The 19,793-nt window shown below is 71.7% G+C and carries 15 protein-coding genes and 2 pseudogenes; 5 read left to right on the plus strand and 12 right to left on the minus strand.

Annotation, left to right across the window (positions count from 1 at the left end):
- Nucleotides 1-317: hypothetical protein (locus JWP64_RS15865; RefSeq protein WP_297497265.1), on the plus strand; the 317-nt coding region annotated here is incomplete at its 5' end.
- A gap of 145 nt (nt 318-462) precedes the next feature.
- Here JWP64_RS15865 and JWP64_RS15870 read toward each other — a convergent pair.
- The 9 genes from JWP64_RS15870 to JWP64_RS15910 all read right to left on the minus strand — a co-directional run bounded on the left by JWP64_RS15870 (nt 463) and on the right by JWP64_RS15910 (nt 12,643).
- Nucleotides 463-1,365 (minus strand): LysR family transcriptional regulator, encoded by a 903-nt coding sequence (locus JWP64_RS15870; protein ID WP_297497268.1) that lies wholly within the window; start codon nt 1,363-1,365, stop codon nt 463-465.
- Nucleotides 1,366-1,411: 46 nt separating this feature from the next.
- Nucleotides 1,412-3,136, minus strand: a complete 1,725-nt coding sequence (locus tag JWP64_RS15875) for an acyclic terpene utilization AtuA family protein (protein WP_366890036.1) — start codon at nt 3,134-3,136, stop codon at nt 1,412-1,414.
- Nucleotides 3,133-3,939, minus strand: a complete 807-nt coding sequence (locus JWP64_RS15880) for a TIGR03084 family metal-binding protein (protein ID WP_297497270.1) — start codon at nt 3,937-3,939, stop codon at nt 3,133-3,135. Before JWP64_RS15880 ends, JWP64_RS15875 begins: the two co-directional genes overlap by 4 nt.
- A 3-nt stretch (nt 3,940-3,942) precedes the next feature.
- A complete protein-coding gene (locus JWP64_RS15885) occupies nt 3,943-4,707 on the minus strand; it encodes an enoyl-CoA hydratase-related protein (protein WP_297497273.1) in 765 nt (254 codons plus the stop codon).
- Nucleotides 4,704-6,203 (minus strand): class I adenylate-forming enzyme family protein, encoded by a 1,500-nt coding sequence (locus JWP64_RS15890; RefSeq protein WP_297497276.1) that lies wholly within the window; start codon nt 6,201-6,203, stop codon nt 4,704-4,706. Before JWP64_RS15890 ends, JWP64_RS15885 begins: the two co-directional genes overlap by 4 nt.
- A gap of 109 nt (nt 6,204-6,312) precedes the next feature.
- Complete coding sequence (locus tag JWP64_RS15895) at nt 6,313-8,286, minus strand: biotin carboxylase N-terminal domain-containing protein (protein ID WP_297497280.1); 1,974 nt, start codon at nt 8,284-8,286, stop codon at nt 6,313-6,315.
- 5 nt (nt 8,287-8,291) lie between these two features.
- A complete protein-coding gene (locus tag JWP64_RS15900) occupies nt 8,292-9,890 on the minus strand; it encodes a carboxyl transferase domain-containing protein (protein WP_297497283.1) in 1,599 nt (532 codons plus the stop codon).
- A gap of 1 nt (nt 9,891) precedes the next feature.
- On the minus strand, nt 9,892-11,478 hold the full coding sequence (locus JWP64_RS15905; protein WP_297497286.1) for an AMP-binding protein: 1,587 nt from the start codon (nt 11,476-11,478) through the stop codon (nt 9,892-9,894).
- Nucleotides 11,479-11,491: 13 nt separating this feature from the next.
- On the minus strand, nt 11,492-12,643 hold the full coding sequence (locus JWP64_RS15910; RefSeq protein WP_297497289.1) for an acyl-CoA dehydrogenase family protein: 1,152 nt from the start codon (nt 12,641-12,643) through the stop codon (nt 11,492-11,494).
- 150 nt (nt 12,644-12,793) lie between these two features.
- Here JWP64_RS15910 and JWP64_RS15915 point away from each other — a divergent pair, with 150 nt between their 5' ends.
- Together JWP64_RS15915 and JWP64_RS15920 are read left to right on the plus strand one after the other, a co-directional pair.
- A complete protein-coding gene (locus JWP64_RS15915) occupies nt 12,794-13,423 on the plus strand; it encodes a TetR/AcrR family transcriptional regulator (protein ID WP_297497291.1) in 630 nt (209 codons plus the stop codon).
- Between the two features lie 68 nt (nt 13,424-13,491).
- On the plus strand, nt 13,492-15,213 hold the full coding sequence (locus JWP64_RS15920; RefSeq protein WP_297497293.1) for an AMP-binding protein: 1,722 nt from the start codon (nt 13,492-13,494) through the stop codon (nt 15,211-15,213).
- Here the strand turns inward: JWP64_RS15920 and JWP64_RS15925 are convergent.
- Nucleotides 15,201-16,583: a cytosine permease gene (locus tag JWP64_RS15925; RefSeq protein WP_297497296.1), complete on the minus strand. Its 1,383-nt coding sequence runs from the start codon at nt 16,581-16,583 to the stop codon at nt 15,201-15,203. The genes JWP64_RS15920 and JWP64_RS15925 overlap by 13 nt on opposite strands.
- A gap of 315 nt (nt 16,584-16,898) precedes the next feature.
- Between JWP64_RS15925 and sfnG the strand changes: the two genes are divergently transcribed.
- Nucleotides 16,899-18,023 (plus strand): dimethylsulfone monooxygenase SfnG, encoded by a 1,125-nt coding sequence (gene sfnG / locus JWP64_RS15930; protein WP_297497298.1) that lies wholly within the window; start codon nt 16,899-16,901, stop codon nt 18,021-18,023.
- Nucleotides 18,024-18,433: 410 nt separating this feature from the next.
- Nucleotides 18,434-18,993, plus strand: a pseudogene (locus tag JWP64_RS15935) (monooxygenase); the annotation flags it as partial.
- Nucleotides 18,994-19,188: 195 nt separating this feature from the next.
- Here JWP64_RS15935 and JWP64_RS31550 read toward each other — a convergent pair.
- Both JWP64_RS31550 and JWP64_RS15940 read right to left on the minus strand, forming a co-directional pair.
- A pseudogene (locus tag JWP64_RS31550) lies at nt 19,189-19,539 on the minus strand (SDR family NAD(P)-dependent oxidoreductase); the annotation flags it as partial.
- Nucleotides 19,540-19,552: 13 nt separating this feature from the next.
- A partial coding sequence (locus JWP64_RS15940) for an SDR family NAD(P)-dependent oxidoreductase (RefSeq protein WP_297497301.1) occupies nt 19,553-19,793 on the minus strand: 241 nt, incomplete at its 5' end.

Raw genomic sequence — 19,793 nt, forward strand, 5'->3', positions numbered from 1 at the left:
CGACCGCGTTCGACCACGTCATGTTCAACTCGAATCCCCAGGGACACGTCCCCGTCGCCCTGTTCCCCGATCCGCATTTCGACGTTCACTTCGACATGGCCGACATGGCGACGATGCAGGCCGTCAACCCGACCGACCCGAACTTCGCCACCAAGGCCGAACATACGCCCGAGGCGAGGTACGTGCCGCAGGATTACGTCGTTCCCCCCGAGCCACCCGTCGTGGCGCAGGCCGTGCCGGGCATGGGAATGCATCTGGTCGACTCCAGCGACGCCGGTCTCGTACCCGTTCCTACAACTTCGACCAGATCGTCATAGGAACTCAAACAGCCTCAGGCATTTCAGAATACGAGGTACTACCCGACCAGCTACGGCGTCCACGTCGACGAGCAGACGAAGGACCACGTCATCTCCCTCGCCGGCCTGACGATGCGCACCGCCTCGTAGGTCGAGCAGGACCCTCCTAGGCTCCGTCGGCCCGGGGGCCGCCCGACCGGCCCCGGCCGGAGTCCAGCAGGACCTTGCGGAACGCGGCGACGGGCGGCGAGGCGAGCGCGCTGTCCCGCCACACCACGCCGAGCTCCCGGACCGCCGCCTCGTCGCGTACCGCGACGGCCGGTCCGTCGCCCGCGGCGAGCCGGGGCAGCAGCGCGACGCCCATCCCGGCCCGCACCATGCCGTGCACGATGCTCAGCTGCCCGGTCTCCAGCACCACCCGCGGGAGGAAGCCGGCGTCGGTGCACAGCCGGTCGGCGAACTCGCGCAGGCCGTACCCGGGCCGCATGCCGACGAAGTCCTCGTCGGCGAGCTCGGCGAGGTCCACCCCGTCGCGGTCGTGCAGCGGGTGGTCCGGGGGCACGAGCAGCACCACCGGCTCCCGGACCAGCACCTCGGCGGCCAGGCCGCGCAGCGTCGTCGGCAACCGGGTCATGGCCAGGTCCAGCTCGCCGGAGCGGACGAGCTCCTCGAACTCCCGGGACACGTCGTGCTCGACCACCCGCACGGTGACGCCCGGGTGCGCCTCGCGGAACGCGGCCAGCACGTCGGGCAGGAGCCGGGCGCCGATGCTGGGCAGCACGCCCACCGAGACGCGGCCGCCACGCAGCCCGTTGACCTCCTCGACGCGCTCCCGGCCACGGTCGAGCTCGCCGAGTGCGCGGACGGCGTGCTCCAGCAGCACGTCGCCGGCGGCGGTGAGCACGACCCGGCGCCCGGTCCGCTCGAACAACCGGGCGCCGACGTCCTGCTCGAGCTTGCGGATCTGCACCGACAGCGAGGGCTGGGCGAGGAACAGCCGGGAGGCGGCCCGGGTGAAGCTGCGTTCCTCGGCGACGGCGACGAAGTAGCGCAACTGGTGCAACTCCATCCCCATCATCTCCTCCATACCATCCGTTTCGGACCGTATCGAGAGGCTACCCGGGTATCAGGTCGATCGGAACCTCCACCAGCCTGCTGCGCAGGTACTCGCCCAGGCCCTTCGCCTGCGGGTCGGGCCGGGTCGACGACGCGACGCCCTCGCCGAGGATCCCGTGCACGACGACATTGAGGGCCCGCAGGTCGGGCAGCTGGTGGACGTCGATCCGCAGGTCCGCTGCCTCGGGCCCCAGGAGCTCCCGGGCCCGATCGACGGTCAGGAACTCCCGCAGCCAACCGTAGGCCTCGTCCGTGCGGGTCCAGAGCCCGATGTTCGCGTTCCCGCCCTTGTCCCCGGACCGCGCCCCGCACACCGCGCCCAGCGGAACCCGCCTGCTCACCGCCCCCTGTGCGCGTGAAACCTCGCTAGAACGAGGTTTCACGCGCACAGGCGGCGAAGCCGCAGACGGCGGATCCGCGATCGTGCGGCGCTCGCCGTCCGGCAACACGACGGTCTGTGTGACGGCGGAGCGCGGGACCGCTGCGGGGCGGTAGACGCCGTAGGCGGACTCCGCGGTCGGCGGCGTCGTCGTGTGGAAGCCCGCGTACCCGCCGAGCGCCAGCTCCATCGTCGCGTTGGAGAACGCGCGGCCGACCTTGCGCGGGTCCGGGTCCTTCACCGTGACCCGCAGGTGCGCGGTGGCCCGCTCGTTCGACGGGGCGTCGGGGGTGTCGAACCGCAACAGCCGGACGTCCACCTCGGCGAACCGGTCCCGCCCGCCGAGGACCTCGAAGAGCAGCTGCTCGGCGTGGGCGGCCTTGGCCTCGATGTCGAGCCCGGTGAGCACGAGCGTCATCGTGTTCCGGTAGCCGCCGGCGTCGTTCAGCGCGACCTTCAGCGTCTCCGGCGGCGGGCTCCCCCGCACCCCGGAGATCGACACTCGGTGCTCGCCCTGCTGCGCCAGGGTGATCGTGTCGAAGTGGGTCGTGCAGTCCGGGCCGAGGTAGGCGGGGTCCGCGATCTCGTAGAGCAGCTGGGCGGTGACGGTCCCGACGGACACCAGCCCGCCCGTCCCGTCGTGCTTGGTGATCACCGACGAGCCGTCGGCCGCGACCTCGGCGATCGGGAAGCCCGGGTACCGGCGGTCGGTGATCTCGTCGAGGAACGGGTAGTTGCCGCCGGTGGCCTGGGGCCCGCACTCGATCACGTGCCCGGCGACGACGGCGCCCGCCAGTGCGTCCCAGTTCGTCGCCTCCCAGCCGTGCCACCACGCGGCCGGCCCGACGACGAGCGACGCGTCCGTCACCCGCCCGGTCACGACGACGTCCGCACCGGCGGCGAGGGCCTGCGCGATTCCCCACCCGCCGAGGTAGGCGTTGGCGGACACCGGCTTACCGACCACCTCGGGGGTGATCGCGGAGAGCGACCCGCGCAGGTCGTCGCCCTCGACGTGCGCGACCTTCGCGTCCAGACCCAGCTTCTCCGCGACGGCCCGGATCGCGTCGGCGAGCCCGGCGGGGTTCAGCCCACCCGCGTTCGCGACGATCCGGATGCCCTTCTCCAGGCAGCTGCCGAGCACGTCCTCGACCTGGGTCAGGAACGTCTTCGCGTAGCCCACCGACGGGTCCTTGGCCTGCGCCTTCGCGAGGATGAGCATGGTCAGCTCGGCGAGGTAGTCCCCGCAGAGGACGTCGATGTCGCCGCCGTCGACCATCTCCCGGGCCGCGGAGATCCGGTCGCCGTAGAACCCCGAGCAGTTGCCGATCCTGATCGGGCGGGTCATGCGGTCCCTCCGGAGAACTGTCCCGGCTTGCGCCCACCTCCGGCGTCACCGGCGAAGGCCTGCGCGATGGTCATCCACTCGGTCGCCCGCGGACCGGTGATCGTGAGGGCCAGGTCGTCCTGGTGCCGGCGCTGGGTGACGGCGAGGGCGAAGTCCAGCGCGGTGCCCGTCACCCGGTCCTCGGCGTCCTCCGGCCCCCAGGTCCAGAGCCCGCCGCCCGGGGCGTCGAGCTCCACCCGGATCGGCTCCGGGGGCAGGTCCCTTCCGCGGACGGCGTAGCTGAAGGCCCGCGCGCCGACGCCGATGTGCGCGACGTGGCGCAGCCGGTCCGTCGGCTCGCGCAGCACTCCGACGGCGTCGGCGACGTCCTGCCCGTGGGCCCAGGTCTCCATGATCCGCGCGGTCAGCGACGACGCCGCGCTCATCGCCGGGCCGAACCACGGCACCCGGGTCGACGGGTCGAGCCTCCGGAACGTGCTGGCCAGGCGCTCCCGGGACAGGTCGAACCAGTGCAGCATCTCCGCGCCCGACAGGCCGCGGTACCGGGCGGCGATCGAGTCCGGGTTCACCCCGCCCTCGGCGTCCAGCCGTTCCAGCTCCGCGTTGAACGCGTCCGGGTCCGTCGCGGACTGCACCGCGACGTCGTCGAAGTAGGCCAGGTGCGAGACCTGGTCGGCGATCGTCCAGCCTTCCGCGGGTGTCTCCCGGCGCCAGCCGGCCTCGTCGAGATCGGCCAGTAGCGCCCGCAGCACCGCGGACTCGGCAACGAGGTCGTCGGCGAGCGCGTCCATCGAGACGGGCATGAGCTATCTCCCCTTCCAGACCGGTGCGCGCTTGTCCCGGAACGCCGCCGGGCCCTCCTGCGCGTCGGCCGAGCGATACACCGGCGCCCAGATCTCCTCGGCGCGGTCGTACGCGTCGACGAGATCGTGATGCGCGGACAGGTAGGCGGTCTGCTTGGCGGCGCGGACCGAGAGCGGCGCGTTGGCGGCGATCCGCCGGGCGAGCGACTGCGTGTGGTCGCGCAGGTCGCAGGCGTGGACGACGTGGTTGACCAGCCCGTACGCCTTCGCCCGGGCCGCGTCCAGCGGGTCCCCGGTCAACAGGATCTCCAACGCGACCCGCGGCGGCACGAGCCAGGACAGCGGCGCGGCCCACGGCGACCCCCGCCCGACCTTGACCTCGCTGATCGCGAACCGCGCGTGGTCCGACGCGACGACGAGGTCGCACTGCTGGGCGAGCAGGAACCCGCCCGCATAGGCGACGCCGTTGACGGCCGCGATCGTCGGCTTCGGCACGTCGATGTTGCGGCCGAACTGGGGCAGGAAGTCCGGCGGCGGGACCTCCAGGGAGGTCTCGGCCATCTCCTTGAGGTCCCCGCCCGCGCAGAACGCCTTGTCCCCGGCGCCGGTGACGACGAGGACCGCGGCGTCGTCGTCGGCGACGAACCGGCGGGTGCCCGCCCAGAGCCCGTCCCGGACGTCCTTGCTGAGCGCGTTACGGGCCTCGGGGCGGTCGATCGTCAGCCAGGCGACCCCGTCGGTCACCTCGTAGCGCACCACGTCACTCACGGGAACATCCTCCGCAGCTCGGGCCGGTTCAGCTTGCCGCTCCCGGTGCGCGGCAACGCGTCCACGACCTCGATCCGGCGGGGCCGATGCATCCCGCGCAGGTTCGGGTTGGTCGCGCACCACTCGGCCACCTCGTCCGGGGTGAGCCCCGCCCGGGTCGGCACGACGACGGCGGTCACCTGCTCGACCCAGCGTTCGTGCGGCGTGCCGATCACGGCGACCTCGGCCAGGTCCGGGTGGCCCGCGAGGTGCTCCTCGACCATCTGCGGGAAGATGTTCTCCCCGCCCGAGACGATCATGTCGTCGATCCGGTCGACGTAGTACAGGTAGCCGTCGGCGTCCCGGGACATCAGGTCACCGGTGCGGAACCAGCCGTCCACCCACTTCTCCGGCACGTCGAGGTGCCAGTACCCGGGGGTGACGGCGTCGCCCTGCACCCACAGCTCGCCGACCTCGGTCGATCCGGGTTCCAGGTCGTCACCGCCGTCCGGCGGCACGAGCCGCGTGCTCACGACCTGCTCCAGCGGCTTCCCCATCGAGCCCGGTCGCCGCGGGTCCCCGACGCCGTAGGACACGACGAGCCCGCTCTGCTCGGTCTGCCCGTAGATCTCGACGCCCTCGATCCCGGTCCCCGCGGCCAGCCGCTCGATCGCCGCGGTGGGCGTCCGGGAACCGCCGAACATGCAGACCCGGAACGAGTCGAGCACGACCGGCGACCCGACCGTCCGGTTCCCGACGTCGATCATCATCGTGGAGATGAGGCCGCCGTAGGTCGGCCGCAGGCGCTTCGCGAGATCCAGCCAGCGCAGCGGGTCCCATCTCGGCATGAACGTGATCTGCCCGCCACGCAGCAGGACCGGCAGGCTCGCCAGCTGCAGCCCGCCGACGTGGAAGAGCGGCATGCAGTTCAGCACGTGGTCGGCCGCGGTGATCTCGTAGAGGTCGACGACGCCGTCGACCTGCGCGGTGATGTTCCGGTGGGTCTGCCGGACGCCCTTGGGCACGCCGGTGGAGCCGGAGGTGTACATCAGCAGGGCGTCGTCCCGGTCCAGCCGCGGGGCGACGTCGCGCCGCGGATCGTGGGCGGCGATCGCCTGCTCGAACCCCCCGCCCGGTCCGGTCGTGAGGATCTCCACCGCAGCTCCGTCGAGCACCGACTCCAGTCGCGCCGCGTCGCCCGGCGACGCGAGCACGTACCGCGCACCGGAGTCCAGGATCGCGTGCCTCAGCGGGCCGTCCGGGAAGAGGTGGTTCAGCGGTACGCCGACAGCGCCGGCCTGCCAGGCGCCGAGCAGGCCGGGCAGGTACTCGAGGGAGTTGGGCAGGAAGAACCCGATCCGGTCCCCCGGCGCGACGCCCTCGGCGATCAGGTGGGCGGCGAACCGGCCGCCGATGTCCGCGAAGTGGCCGTAACCGATCTCGGTGTCGTCCAGGCGCAGCGCGACCTGTCCCGCGTGGTCCGCGGCACTGCGCCGCAGGAGGTTCGCGATGTTCATAGCTGGCTACCGCCCACCGTGTGATCGTCCCCGGCCCGGCCTCGTCGCCGGAACGCCTCGAACCCTGCCACCGCCGGCGCCGAGCGCAAGGCTGCCGACGGCGGCCCGCTCACTCTTCCGGCTCCTCCACCACGGCGAGCACCTGGCCGGTGTCGACCTGGTCCCCCGGCCCGACGTTCACCTCGGCCACCGTCCCGTCGACGGGCGCGGTCACCGTGTGCTCCATCTTCATCGCCTCCAGGACGACGAGCGCCTGCCCCGCGGTGACGGCCGCACCGGCCTCGGCCAGCACCCGGACCACCGACCCCGGCATCGGGGCCAGCAGCGATCCCGCATGGGCGACGGCGTTCGGGTCGGCGAAGCGCGGAACCTCGGCGAGCGCCGCGGACCCGTCCGGGCCGTCCACGAAGGACCAGCCCGCGGTGCGGTGCACCGCGTAGGCCCGGCGCACGCCGTCGATCTCGAGCTCGACGGCGTCGGGGCTCGCGGACAGCAGCGCGACGGATCCGCCGATCGACTCGCCGTCGACCCGCAGGTCCAGGCCGCGGCCGTGGAGGTTGAGCCGGTAGGCGACCTCGAGGGTCCGCTCCCCCAGCGTGTAGCTCGTTCGCTGCGGCGCCCCGCCGACGTTGCGCCAGCCCGACGGGAGCCCGCCGAGGACGCGCGCCGACGCCCGGTTGCCGGCCTGGGCGGCGAGCGCGGCCGCGGCGGCCTGCCGGATGCCACCCCCGGCCGTCGCGCCCAGTTCGGCCGGGTCGTGCCGGGTGAGGTAGCCCGTGTCCGTCTTCCCCGCGAGGAACTCCTCCTCGCGCAGAACCCCGACGAGCAGGTCCCGGTTCGTCGTGACGCCGTGCAGCTCGGCCTGCCGCAGCGCGCGGGCCAGGGTCCGGGCGGCGTCGAGCCGGGTGCGGCCGTGCGCGATCACCTTCGCCAGCATGGGGTCGTAGTGGGTCCCGACCACCGACGCGTCGACGACGCCGCTGTCGACGCGGACACCGGGGAGGTCCGGGATCCGGAAGCGGTGCAGCGTCCCGGTCGCGGGCAGGAAGCCCGCCGGGACGTCTTCCGCGTAGAGCCGGACCTCGATCGCGTGACCGGAGATCTCCGCCCCGGTGACGGACTCCGGCAGCGGTTCACCCTCGGCCATCCGCAGCTGCAGCTCCACCAGGTCCAGCCCCGTGACCAGCTCGGTGACCGGGTGCTCGACCTGCAGCCGCGTGTTGACCTCGAGGAAGAAGAACTTCCCGTCCTGGTCCAGCACGAACTCGACGGTCCCGGCGCCGGAGTAGGCGATCGCCCTGCCCGCGGCGACGGCGGCCTCGCCCAGCTCGGCCCGCAGCGCGTCGTCGACGACCGGGGACGGGCTCTCCTCGACGATCTTCTGGTACCGCCGCTGGATCGAGCACTCGCGTTCGAACAGGTGCGCGACGTTGCCGTGGGCGTCGCCGAGGATCTGCACCTCGATGTGCCGCGGGTCGACGACGAACCGCTCGAGGAAGACCGTCCCGTCGCCGAAGGCGGACGCGGCCTCGCGCCGGGCGCCGTCGACGGCGTCGGCCAGCTCGGCGGGCGTGTGCACGACCCGCATGCCGCGCCCGCCACCCCCGAACGCGGCCTTGACCAGCACCGGGAACCCGATCCCCGCAGCGACGGCCCCGAGGTCCGTCTCCTCGGTCACGGTCGCTCCCGGCAGCACCGGGACCCCGGCCTTCTCCATGAGCGCCTTGGCCTCCAGCTTGGAGCCCATGGACGCGATGGCCTCCGGCGACGGCCCGACGAACGTCAGCCCCGCCTCGGCGCAGTCCCGCGCGAACTGCGCGTTCTCGGAGAGGAACCCGTACCCGGGGTGCACCGCGTCCGCACCCGTCGCCTTCGCGGCGGCGATCACGAGGTCGGCCCGGAGGTAGGTGTCCGTCGGGGCGGCACCGGGCAGCCGCACCGCCTCGTCGGCAGCCTTCACGAACGGGGCGTCGGCGTCGGGGTCGGAGAAGACGGCGACGGTCGAGATCCCGAGGGCGTGCGCGGTGCGCATGACGCGGGCGGCGATCTCCCCGCGGTTCGCGACCAGCAGTTTGTGGATCACGGTCCTCACATCCGGAAGACGCCGAAGCCGCGGCGGCCGGCGACGGTGGTCGAGTGGACGGCCGACAGCGACATCCCCAGCACGGTGCGGGTGTCCCGGGGATCGATGATCCCGTCGTCGTAGAGCCGGGCGGTGACGTAGAACGAGTGCGACTCCGCCTCGATCTGCGCCTCGATCTGCGCGGTCCGCCGCGCGTCCGCCTCGTCGTCGAAGGGCTTGCCCTGCGACGCCGCGGAGGCCTTCCCGACGATCGACATGACGCCGGCGAGCTGGGCCGCGCCCATCACCGCGAGCTTGGCGCCGGGCCAGGCGAACATGAGCCGCGGGTCGTAGGCGCGCCCGGACATGCCGTAGTTGCCCGCCCCGAACGACGACGCCATGTTGATCGTCAGGTGCGGGACCTGGCTGTTCGTGACGGCATTGATCATCTTCGCGCCGTCCTTGATGATCCCGCCCTGCTCGTAGTCCGTGCCGACCATGTAGCCGGTGGTGTTCTGCAGGAAGATCAGCGGCGTGTCCGTCTGGTTCGCCAGCAGGATGAACTCGGACGCCTTCTTGGCCTCCTCGCTGAACAGCACCCCGCGGTGGTTGGCGAGCACACCGACCGGATAGCCGTGGATCTGCGCCCAGCCGGTGACCAGCGACGTCCCGTAGAGCGGCTTGTACTCGTCGAAGTCCGAGCCGTCGACGGTGCGGGCCAGGATCTCCCGCGGGTCGAACGGGACCTTCGTGTCCGTGGGGACGATGCCGAGGATCTCGTCCGGGTCGTAGAGCGGCGGCGCCGGGTCGGCCACCGGCGCGGGCCCGAGCTTGTGCCAGTTGATCCGGGACATGATCTCCCGGCCCAGCCGGATGGCGTCGTGCTCGTCCGCGGCGAAGTAGTCGCTCAGCCCGGACACGCGGGAGTGCATCTCCGCCCCGCCGAGGGACTCGTCGTCCGCGTCCTCGCCGGTGGCCATCTTGACCAGCGGCGGGCCGCCGAGGAACACCTTGGCCTGCTTGTCCACGAGCACCGCGTAGTCGCACATGCCCGGGACGTACGCGCCGCCGGCCGTCGAGTTGCCGAACACCAGGGCAACGGTCGGGATCGCCATCGAGGACAGCTCGGTGAGCTCGTGGAAGATCCGCCCGGCGGGGACGAACAGGTCCGCCTGGGTGGGCAGGTCCGCGCCGCCGGACTCCACGAGGTTGATCACCGGGAGCCGGTTGATCCGGGCGATCTCCAACGCGCGCAGCGTCTTCTTCAACGAGTACGGGTTCATCGCCCCGCCGCGGACCGTGGGGTCGTGCGCGATGAGCACGCACTCCACCCCGGACACGACGCCGATCCCGGTGATCTCGCTGGCGCCCACGGCGAACTCGGTGCCCCAGGCGGCCAGCGGGGAGAGCTCCAGGAACGGGCTGTCCGGGTCCAGCAGCAGCTCGATGCGCTCGCGCGCGGGCAGCTTGCCGCGGTCCCGGTGCCGCTTCATGTAGCGCTCGCCGCCGCCGGCGACGGCCAGCTCGAGCTGCTCGTCGAGCTGGTCGAGCACCGCGAGCTGGTTCTTCCGGTTGCCCGCGTACGTCTCGGAGGAGAGATCGAGCAGGGACTTCAGGACCGGCATGTCAGGAGCTCCCGTAGTGCGCCGCGTTGGCCTCGCGGACCAGGTTCTTCTGGATCTTCCCGGTGGAGGTCCGCGGGAGGTCGTCGGTGACGATCACGGACTTCGGGACCTTGTAGCCGTCGAGCCGCTGCTTGAGCGCCGCGACCAGCGCGTCCGGGTCGACGGTCTCCCCCGGCTTCGGCACGACGACGGCGGTGATCGCCTCGCTCCAGCGCTCGTGCGGCAGCCCGACCACCACGACCTCCGCCACGGACGGGTCCGCCGCGTAGACCGCCTTCTCGACCTCGATCGACGCCACGTTCTCGCCACCGGTCTTGATCACGTCCTTGTAGCGGTCCGCGAACCAGAGCACGCCGTCCGCGTCGAACCGGCCGACGTCCCCGGAGTGGAACCAGCCGTGGGCGAACGCCGCCGCGGTGGCGTCGGAGTTGCGCAGGTACCCCTGCATGGTCGACGGGCCGCGGTAGACGATCTCGCCCTGCTCGCCCTGCGGGAGCAGCCGCCCGTCCGGGGCCATGATCCCGACCTGCACCCCGGTGATCGGCGTGCCGACCGCGCCGATGTGCGTGAGCTGGTGCTCGGGGCGGAACAGCGTGGTCACCGGGCTCATCTCGGTCTGACCGAAGAGCAGCGCGAAGTCGCAGCCGAAGCCCTCCAGACAAGCCCGGATCAAGGCGTCGGGCATCGGCGCCATCGCGTAGACCGCCCGCTTGAGCGACGAGAGGTCCCGGCCCGTGAACGACGGGTGGTCCAGCGCCGCGCGGAACATCATCGGCAGCCCGAAGACCTGGGTGATCCGCTCCCGCTCGATCGTGTCCAGGAAGACCTGCGGATCGAAGCCGCGGAGCACGTGGATCGTCGCGCCGACCATGACCGCGGGCGTGCAGAACGCGTTGAGCTGGGCGGTGTGGAACATCGGCATCATCGCCGTGAACCGGTCCGCCGCGCTCCAGCCGCCCTCCAGCGCCCCGGACATCGAGCCCAGGTAGATCGCCTTGTGCGTGCCGACGACGCCCTTCGGGAACGACGTGGTGCCGGACGTGTAGAGGTAGCTGAGCCCGTCGGTGTCGTCGACGACGCACTCGGGTTCCGACGCGTCGTCGGCCAGCAGTTCGTCGGTGGTGGACCAGTGCCGGTCGGCGGGTTCCGCCGGGTACTCCGCGTGCGTCCCCGGCGCGACGATCACGTCCTCGACGTCCGAGACCTTCGCGACGGCCTCGCTCAGCGCCGGGACGAGCTGGCTCTCCACGACCATCCCGCGGGCCTCGGAGTGCCCGAGCACGTAGGCCACCTCGTCCGGCCGCCAGCCGAGGTTGATCGGCACGCAGACGACCCCGAGCTTGGCGCACGCGTAGTAGACGGCGAGGAACTCGGCGCTGTTCGCCGAGGCCAGCGCCAGGGCGTCCCCACGGGAGTAGCCGCGCCCGGCGAGTCCGTGCGCGAGCCGGTTGACCCAGGTGTTGAACTCGCCGTAGGTCCAGCTCCGGTCCCCGTCGACCACCGCGAGCTGCGCGGGCCGGACGGCGGCGGTGCGGGTCAGCGAGTCCCCGATGTTGATCCGCTGGATGAGGTTCTCGGTGAGGTCCATGACGGTCTCCGTCTCAGTAGGACCGCGGGAGGCCCAGGCTGTGCTGGGCGACGAAGTTGAGGATCATCTCGCGGCTCACCGGCGCGATCCGGAGCAGCCGGGCCAGCCCCCAGTACGGCAGCAGGCCGAACTCGGCGGCCACGCCGTTGCCGCCGTGGGTCTGTATCGCGGCGTCGATCGCGGCGACCGCGGCCTCGGCGGCCGCGTACTTCGCCATGTTGGACGCCTCGCCCGCCGGGAGCCCCTGATCGTGCAGCCAGGCGGCCTTCCGCGTCATCAGCGCGGCCAGCTCGGTCTCGACCTTGGCCTTCGCCAGCGGGTGCGAGATCCCCTGGTGGGCGCCGATCGGGCGGTCCCAGACCTGGCGGTCGTTCGCGTACCGGGAGGCCCTGGTGAGCGCGTAGCGGGCGATGCCGACGCACAGCGCCGCACCGGTGATCCGCTCCGGGTTCAGGCCGTGGAACACCTGGCGGAACCCGGCGCCCTCCTCGCCGACGAGTGCGGAGGCGGGGAGCCGGACGTCGTCGAAGTGCAGGGTGAACTGCTTCTCGGGGAGCATCACGTCGACGGGCAGACGGGTCTTCTGCAGGCCCGGCACGTCCGTCGGGACGAGGAACAGGGAGAGCTTGGCGTTGCCGTTCGCGTCCTTGCCGCTGCGCGCGACGAGCAGCAGCGCCTCCGCCTCGTCGACCCCGGAGATGTAGTACTTCTCGCCGTTGACCACCCACTCGTCGCCGGAGCGGGTGGCGGTGGTGGAGAGCTGATGGGTGTTGGAGCCGGCGTTCGGCTCGGTGATCGCGAAGACGACCTTCGTCCGGCCGCTCGCGAGCCCGGGCAGCCAGTCCTTGCGCTGCTCGTCGCTGCCGAACTCCTCGATCACCTCGGCCGAGATCGCCGCCGAGACCAGGAGCAGCAGGATCGGCGCACCCTGGGCCGCGATCTCCTCGCAGACCAGCGCGAGCTCGACCAGGCCGCCGCCGCCCCCGCCGTACTCCTCGCCCACGTTGACGCCGACGAACCCGGCGTCCCCGAGGTCCTTCCAGAGCTCGGCGCACGGTTCCCCTGCGCGGGCGTGCTCGGCGTAGTAGCTCCCGCCGTACGGCGCGGCGATGCTCCCGACCGCGGCGCGCAGGTCGCGGTGCTCGTCGCTCTCGACGAAGTCCACGGTGACTCCTGATCTCGGTGGTGCCCTGATCCAGGTGATGCCTGATCCAGCTGACGCTCTGCTCCCGGTCGCGCTCACCTGCTTCGCGACCCGCGAGTGATTCGCGGTTCACTCATGGCGACCTTAGCGCGTCCCTGCCATGATGACCAGATGACCGCCTCCGCCCCCTCCGGGGCCCGACGCCGGCGCGATCCCGGCCGGCGGGAACGGATCCTCGCCGCGGCGGCCGAGCTCGCCGCGCGCCGGGGGTTCCACACCGTCGGCATGGCGGACATCGGCGCCGAGGCCGGGATCGTCGGCTCCGGGATCTATCGTCACTTCGACAGCAAGGACGCGATCCTCATTGCCCTGCTGGACGGGGTGATGAGCCGGCTGCAGGCCGGCGCCGGGGAGATCCTGACCAGCGGCGCGGACGATCGAACCGCCCTGTCCGCCCTGATCAGGGACCACATCCGGGTCGCAATCCAGGACCGCACCGTGCTCGCCGTCTACCACCGGGAGATCCACAACCTGCCCGAGGACGAGCGCCGCCGGCTGCGCCGCGCGCAGCGCCACTACATCGAGGAGTGGGTCCACGTGCTCGCCCCGCTGCGCCGGGACCTGGCGGACGGGGAGCTGCGGCTGGCGGTGCACGCGGCCGTCGGGGCGATCCAGTCCACCCTGTTCTTCCGCAGCGGGCTGGCCCCGGAGCGGCTCGCCGAACTGCTCGACGAGATGGCGCACGCCTGCCTCGGGGTCACCGCCCCGGCAGCGCTCGCGAGTGAACCTGCGGTGACTTAGCTCTTGCCGACGTGGCCGGGGTCACGCCATGCTGACCGCCAGGCCACCAGCAAGGGAGCTGAACGGGCATGAGCGTCACCAGCAGCGACACCACCGGACTGCCCTTCGCACCGCACGGATCCGACCTCCCGGACGACTCGCGGATCGATGTGGAGACCCTGCGCGGGCGGCGCGCGGTGAACCGCTGGGAACGCACCGCCCTCGGCGACGTCTTCGAGCGGCTGACCTGGAGCTACCCGGACCAGGTCGCGGTCGCCGGGCGCCCCGGGGCGTACGGGGACGAGCGCTTCGCCGCCGTCACCTACCGCGAGGCGGACGAGACCGCGAACCGGCTCGCGCACGCGCTCGCGGCGGCGGGGCTGGAGCCCGGGGACCGGGTGCTGCTGATCTGCGAGAACTCGATCGAGGCCTACCTGGCGAAGTTCGGCATCGCCAAGGCCGGGATGGTCGCGGTGCCGCTGAACCCGAACCTGGCCCCGGATGTCCTCGAGCACCTGATCCGGCTCACCGAACCCCGGTTCGCCCTCGTCGACGCCGAGCTGTGGCCCCGCGCCGAGGCGCCCTTCGCCGCCACCGGCCTCACCGTCGGCGCCACGATCACCGTCGGCGGCGGTGCCGTCGCGGGCAGCCGGACCTTCACCGAACTCCTGGACGGGCAGCCCACGACCGAGCCCGACGTCGAGATCCACGGCGACGACATCTTCCAGCTGCTGTTCACCTCGGGCACCACGGCCATGCCCAAGGGCGTGATGCTCTCCCACACCTACGCCCACCTGGCGGGGATGAACTTCGCGCTGTCGCTCAGCCGCGGCCTGCCGCACGAGGCGGACCTGCGGCTCGTCACGTTCCTGCCGCTGATCTACCACATCGGGGACGTGCTGTTCCCGCTCGGCGCGATGCTCGCCGGCGGCACGGTGATCATCGGGCGCAGGCCCGCGCCGGGACCGGTCGCCGAGGCCCTGGCCGAGGAGCGGGCGACGGCGTTGTGGGCCGGTTCGCCCCAGTTCGTCGCGGCGCTGACCGACGAGCTGGAGCGTCGTCCGGAGCTGGACGTCACGACCCTCACCACGCTCGTCTACGGCTGGGGCGCGCTCTCCCCCGGCCTGCTCGAGAACCTTGACGCGCGGGTCGGGCGCAAGCTCGTCACGCTCGGGATCTTCGGCCAGACCGAGGCGATCGCCTGCCACCGGTTCTGGCCCACGAGGTGGCCGGAGGTGCACCGGCGCAGCGCCCCGGCCGTCAACTACGTGGGGGTGCCCAGCCCGCTGCTCGCCTCCGACGTCGTCGACGAGCTGGGCGAGCCCGTGCGCGGCGAACCCGGCGAGGCCGTCTACCGCTCGCCCATCATGACCGCCGGCTACTACCGCAACCCCGAGGCCACGGCCGAGGCGTTCCGCGGCGGCTGGTTCCACTCGGGCGACAGCGCGACGGTCGACGGGGACGGCCTGCGGATCATGGTCGACCGCTACAAGGACATCGTGAAGTCCGGCGGCGAGAACGTGTCGAGCATGCGGGTCGAGGCGGTGCTGCACGAGCATCCGGACGTGCTGCGGGCCGCGGTGATCGGGCTCGCGCACGACCGCTGGGGCGAGGCCGTCACCGCCGTCGTCGTGCCCCGACCCGGCACGACGCCCGTCGAGGCGGACGTCATGGCGTTCTGCAAGGAGCGTCTCGCCGGCTTCGAGACGCCGAAGGCGATCGTCTTCGCGGACGCGCTGCCGGAGACGGTGGGCGGCAAGGTCCTCAAGTACAAGCTCAGGGCCGCCCACGTGGACCACTACACGAGCTGACGGCGGGCCTTCGCGCCGAACAGGGCGTAGAGCACCGCGGCGAGGACGAAGCCGACCTCGAAGGTCAGGTCGCCGATGCCGGGGAACGCCGCGGCCACCGGACCCGTGTACAGGGTCTGGGCGCAGAACAGCACGATCGAGGCGACCATCGCGATCAGCATCGCGGCGAACCCGCCCCACGGGTTGTGGGTCCTGTCGAACAGCAGGCCGGCCAGGGCGGCCTCGTCCTGGCGGCGGCGCAGGTACCAGTCCGTGAGGTAGACGCCGAGCCAGGGCCCGATCCAGTAGGCGATGATCAGCAGGAACGCCTCGTACTTCTCCCCGGCGTCCTCCAGGCCCGTGAGCGCCAGGACGAACCCGATCACCCCGAACACGCCCGCGACGATCGCCCGGCGCAGGGTCAGCGGCAGCTCGATACCGAGCGCGAGGAAGGACATCGCGCCCGAGTACACGTTGATCACGTTGGCGGAGATCGCGCCGATCGCGATGGCCAGCAGCGTGAGGCCCGCGACGAACAACGGCAGGTGTCCCGTGAACGCGGCGGTCGGGTTCTCCTGCGTGGTCGCGATCGTCGCCGAGGCCGCGCCGACGATCTCCAGGATCGTGCAGGAGACGAAGACCCCGAGCCCGGCGAACAGACCGGCCCGCTTCGCGTTCGCCGTCGTCGGCAGGTAGCGCGTGTAGTCCGTCGCGTAGGGGTTCCACCCGGCGGCGTAGCCGAAGGCCGCGCCGACCGTCAACAGGAAGCCGCCGACACCGCCGGTGTTGCCCGCGACCGCACCGGGGGTCGCCGCGGTGAACGTGAAGATCGTGGCGAGCAGGAACGCCACGGCGAGCAGGGGCAGCGCCCACCGCTCGAAGACGTGCACGAGGTTGTGCCCGAAGAACGCGATGCCCACCTGCACCAGCACGATGATCACCAGGCAGAGCGGCGCGGGCATCCCGGTCAGCACGGACAGGGCCAGCGTCCCGCTGACGCTGTTGACGGCGAACCAGCCGATCCCGGCGATGACCGCGTTCAACCCGGCCGGCAGCGCGTTGCCCCGGAAGCCGAACGCGATCCGGCTGAGCACCATCTGCGGCACGCCCATGCCGGGGCCGCGGGCGGAGAGCACGCCGTGGGTGAGGGACCCGAGCGCCGTGCCCACGACGATGGCCGCGATCGCCTCGCCGAAGGTCTGCCGGAAGTAGAGGACGGAGATGACGCCCACGAAGACCGTCGCGAACTCGAGGTTCGGCGACATCCAGGTCCACAGCAGGTTGAGCGGCCGCCCGTGTCTCTCCCCCGGCGGGATGAACTCGGCGCCGCCGGGCTCGACGGCGACCACCTTCGTCCCGTAGTCGCCCTCGCGGACCTCGCCGGCGGTCACCGTCACATCGCACCCCTCACGTCGCCCGCTGCTGCGGTGACGGTAGGAAGGCCCGGCTACGCCCGGGTGTCCCGGTGATGACCAGCCGGTTTCCCACCAGGACGAACCGCCGCCCGCCTCGGCGGCTCGGTACGTGCGGGACGCCCGGGTTGACAGCGGCTACCCCGTCTGGTCGAGTCGTGTCGTGGCCAGGACTCCCTTGACGCGCAGACGTCATGTGGATCAGCTGCGTGTCGTCTCCTGCGCGTGTCGATAGCTCTGCGCACCTCACGACCACCTCGCCGTACCTGACCCCCCTTTCCACAGGAGAACTCTGTGTCCGTCACGCCCTCGACCGAGCCCCTGAAGTTCGCCTACTGGGTACCCAACGTCAGCGGTGGCCTCGTCACCAGCACCATCGAGCAGCGCACCGACTGGGGCTACGAGTACAACAAGAAGCTGGCCCGGACCGCCGAGGACAACGGCTTCGAGTACGCGCTGTCCCAGGTCCGCTACATGGCCAGCTACGGCGCGGACCACCAGCACGAGTCCACCAGCTTCTCCCTCGCCCTGCTGCTCGCCACCGAGCGGTTGAAGGTGATCGCCGCCGTCCACCCCGGGCTCTGGCAGCCCGCGGTGCTCGCGAAGTGGGTCGCCACCGCGGACCACCTCTCGGGCGGCCGCGTCGCCGTCAACGTGGTCAGCGGCTGGCTCAAGGACGAGTTCACCGCCCTCGGCGAGCCGTGGCTCGAGCACGACGAGCGCTACCGCCGGTCCGAGGAGTTCATCCGGGTCCTGCGTGAGATCTGGACCAGCGACAGTGCGGAGTTCCGGGGCGACTTCTACCGGATCCACGGCTACGACCTGAAGCCCAAGCCGCTCGCGGTCCCCGGCCGGGCGCACCCCGAGATCTTCCAGGGCGGGAACTCCACCGCGGCCCGGCGCAACGGCGGGCGCGTGTCCGACTGGTACTTCAGCAACGGCGAGGACTACGAGGGCTTCTCCGAGCAGGTCGCCGAGGTGAACGCGCACGCCGCCGAGGTGGGCCGCACGCCGAGGTTCGGGCTCAACGGCTTCATGATCGCCCGTGACTCCGAGAAGGAGGCGCGCGAGACCCTCCGCGAGATCATCGCCAAGGCGAACACCCCCGCCGTCGAGGGCTTCCGGGCGGCCGTGCAGCAGGCCGGGAACTCCACCGGGGACAAGCGCGGCATGTGGGCGGACTCCTCGTTCGCCGACCTCGTCCAGTACAACGACGGCTTCCGCACGCAGCTCATCGGCACGCCCGAGCAGATCGCGGACCGCGCGATCGAGTACAAGCGGCGCGGCGCGAACCTGCTGCTGCTCGGCTACCTCCACTTCCAGGAGGAGGTCGAGTACTTCGGCCGCCACGTCCTGCCGATCATCCGCGAGAAGGAGGCCGCGCTCGGCGGGCGCGAGCTGGTCACCGCCGCGCGCTGAGCCACCCGCCCCGGCACAAGCACTTCCCGCGACGGCCGGTGGGCAATTCCCACCGGCCGTCACCCCTTTCTTGCACTTGACATTACCCCCGTTCTTCACGAGAGTAGAGATCGTGGTTACGCAGGAACTCACCCGTCGACGTCACGTCGATCTGTTTCGTGTGGTGTCCACCGCCTGTCGGTAGTACCGATCGCGGGACCTGCACCCTCGCGCGCCACATCTTCGCAGCTCGGTGACGTCTTCCTGAGCTGAACTCCTCTCCGAACTCCGGTCGCCGGTGTCGTCCTCCCGACCGCCGGAACGAATTCTCCACCCCTTTCTCCGGCTTTTCGCGACGTGCGCGAAAAGCCTCTTCTCGCCTGCCGAAATCACCCCGGAAGGCACGTGAACCGTGACGACGATCGAGAACGATCGGACGGCCGCCCCCCGGCTGGGCCACCCGCCCCGCACCCACCTCCGCCGACGGGTGGATCGCCCGGGCCCGCGAGGTGCGCGAGATCCTGGAGGCCGACGCCGTCGCCCGCGACCGAGCCGGCGCCACCCTCTACGACGAGGTCGCGCTGCTCAAGGGCTCCGGCCTCGTCACCCTGCTCGGCCCCACCGCGCACGGCGGCGCGGGCCAGGAGTGGCCGCTGGCCCACCGGGTCGTCCGCGGGGTCGCCCGCCGGGGACGGCTCCATCGGCCAGCTCCTCGGCTACCACTACCTCTGGTTCCGGGCCGCGCGCCTGGCCGGCACGCCCGAGCAGATCGCCGGCCACCCGCAACCGCTGGTTCTTCGGCGGCGCGGTCAACCCCCGGGACGCGGACGTGGTGATCCGGGACGCGGGCGACCACCTCGTCTACAACGGCCGGAAGTCCTTCTCCACGGGCAGCAAGGTCTCCGATGTGACCGTGCTCGAGGGCGTCCTGGAGGAGACGGACACGCACGTCTTCGCGATCGTGCCCGGCGATCAGCCCGGCATCGCGTTCACCGGCGAGCATCTTCACCACCCCGGCCAGACCCGGGAACAGACCGTTGGACACCGGGAGGTTCGGCAGGGGAACGCGTACGGAGGCGGCCAGCACGAAGACGAGGGAGGCGCCGGTCCCGGTCGCGGCCCCGTTGCCGCTCTGGTCCCCGACGAGCCGCACGAAGTCCCGGGCCAGGCGGACAGCACCGAGAAAGACCTCCTCGAATCCGGAGCGCCAGGCATCGTCGGTCGTGTCCAGACCGGTTCCGGACGGCGTCCCGCCCACGCTGACCAGTGCGCCGTCCAATCGACCGAAACGGTCCTGTGCCGCCTCCACCAGCCGGGCAGCCGCCGCGGGCTCGCCGTTGTCCGCAGCAATCCAGGCGGCATTCCCGGCCGCAGTGGAGCTCTCTGCCAGGCGGGTCGCGGCCGCTGCCACCGACGCCTCGTTCCGGGAGCTGAGCACCACCTGGGCACCTTCGGAGACGAGCGCCTGGGCGGCAGCGAACCCCAGGCCGCGGCTGCCACCGGTCACCAGCGACGGGTGCTGGCGGGTGGTCCACACCCGGTGTGACGACCTACCAGGGCACCACGCCGTGGCGGTCGAAGAAGCCGCCGGTGGGCCCGTCCGGGTCGATCGTGGCCATCGCCACGATGGCCTCGGCGCCTTCCTCGACGGACTGGGTGCCGCCGTGCCCGTTGAGGTCGGTGGCGGTGTAGCCGGGGTCGACGGCGTTGATCCGGATCTGCGGGAAGTTCTTGGCGTACTGGCTGGTGAGCATGTTCAGCGCAGCCTTCGAGGACGGGTAGGCGAGCCCC

Source organism: Pseudonocardia sp., assembly GCF_025465255.1.
In the GTDB taxonomy this organism is placed as follows: domain Bacteria; phylum Actinomycetota; class Actinomycetes; order Mycobacteriales; family Pseudonocardiaceae; genus Pseudonocardia.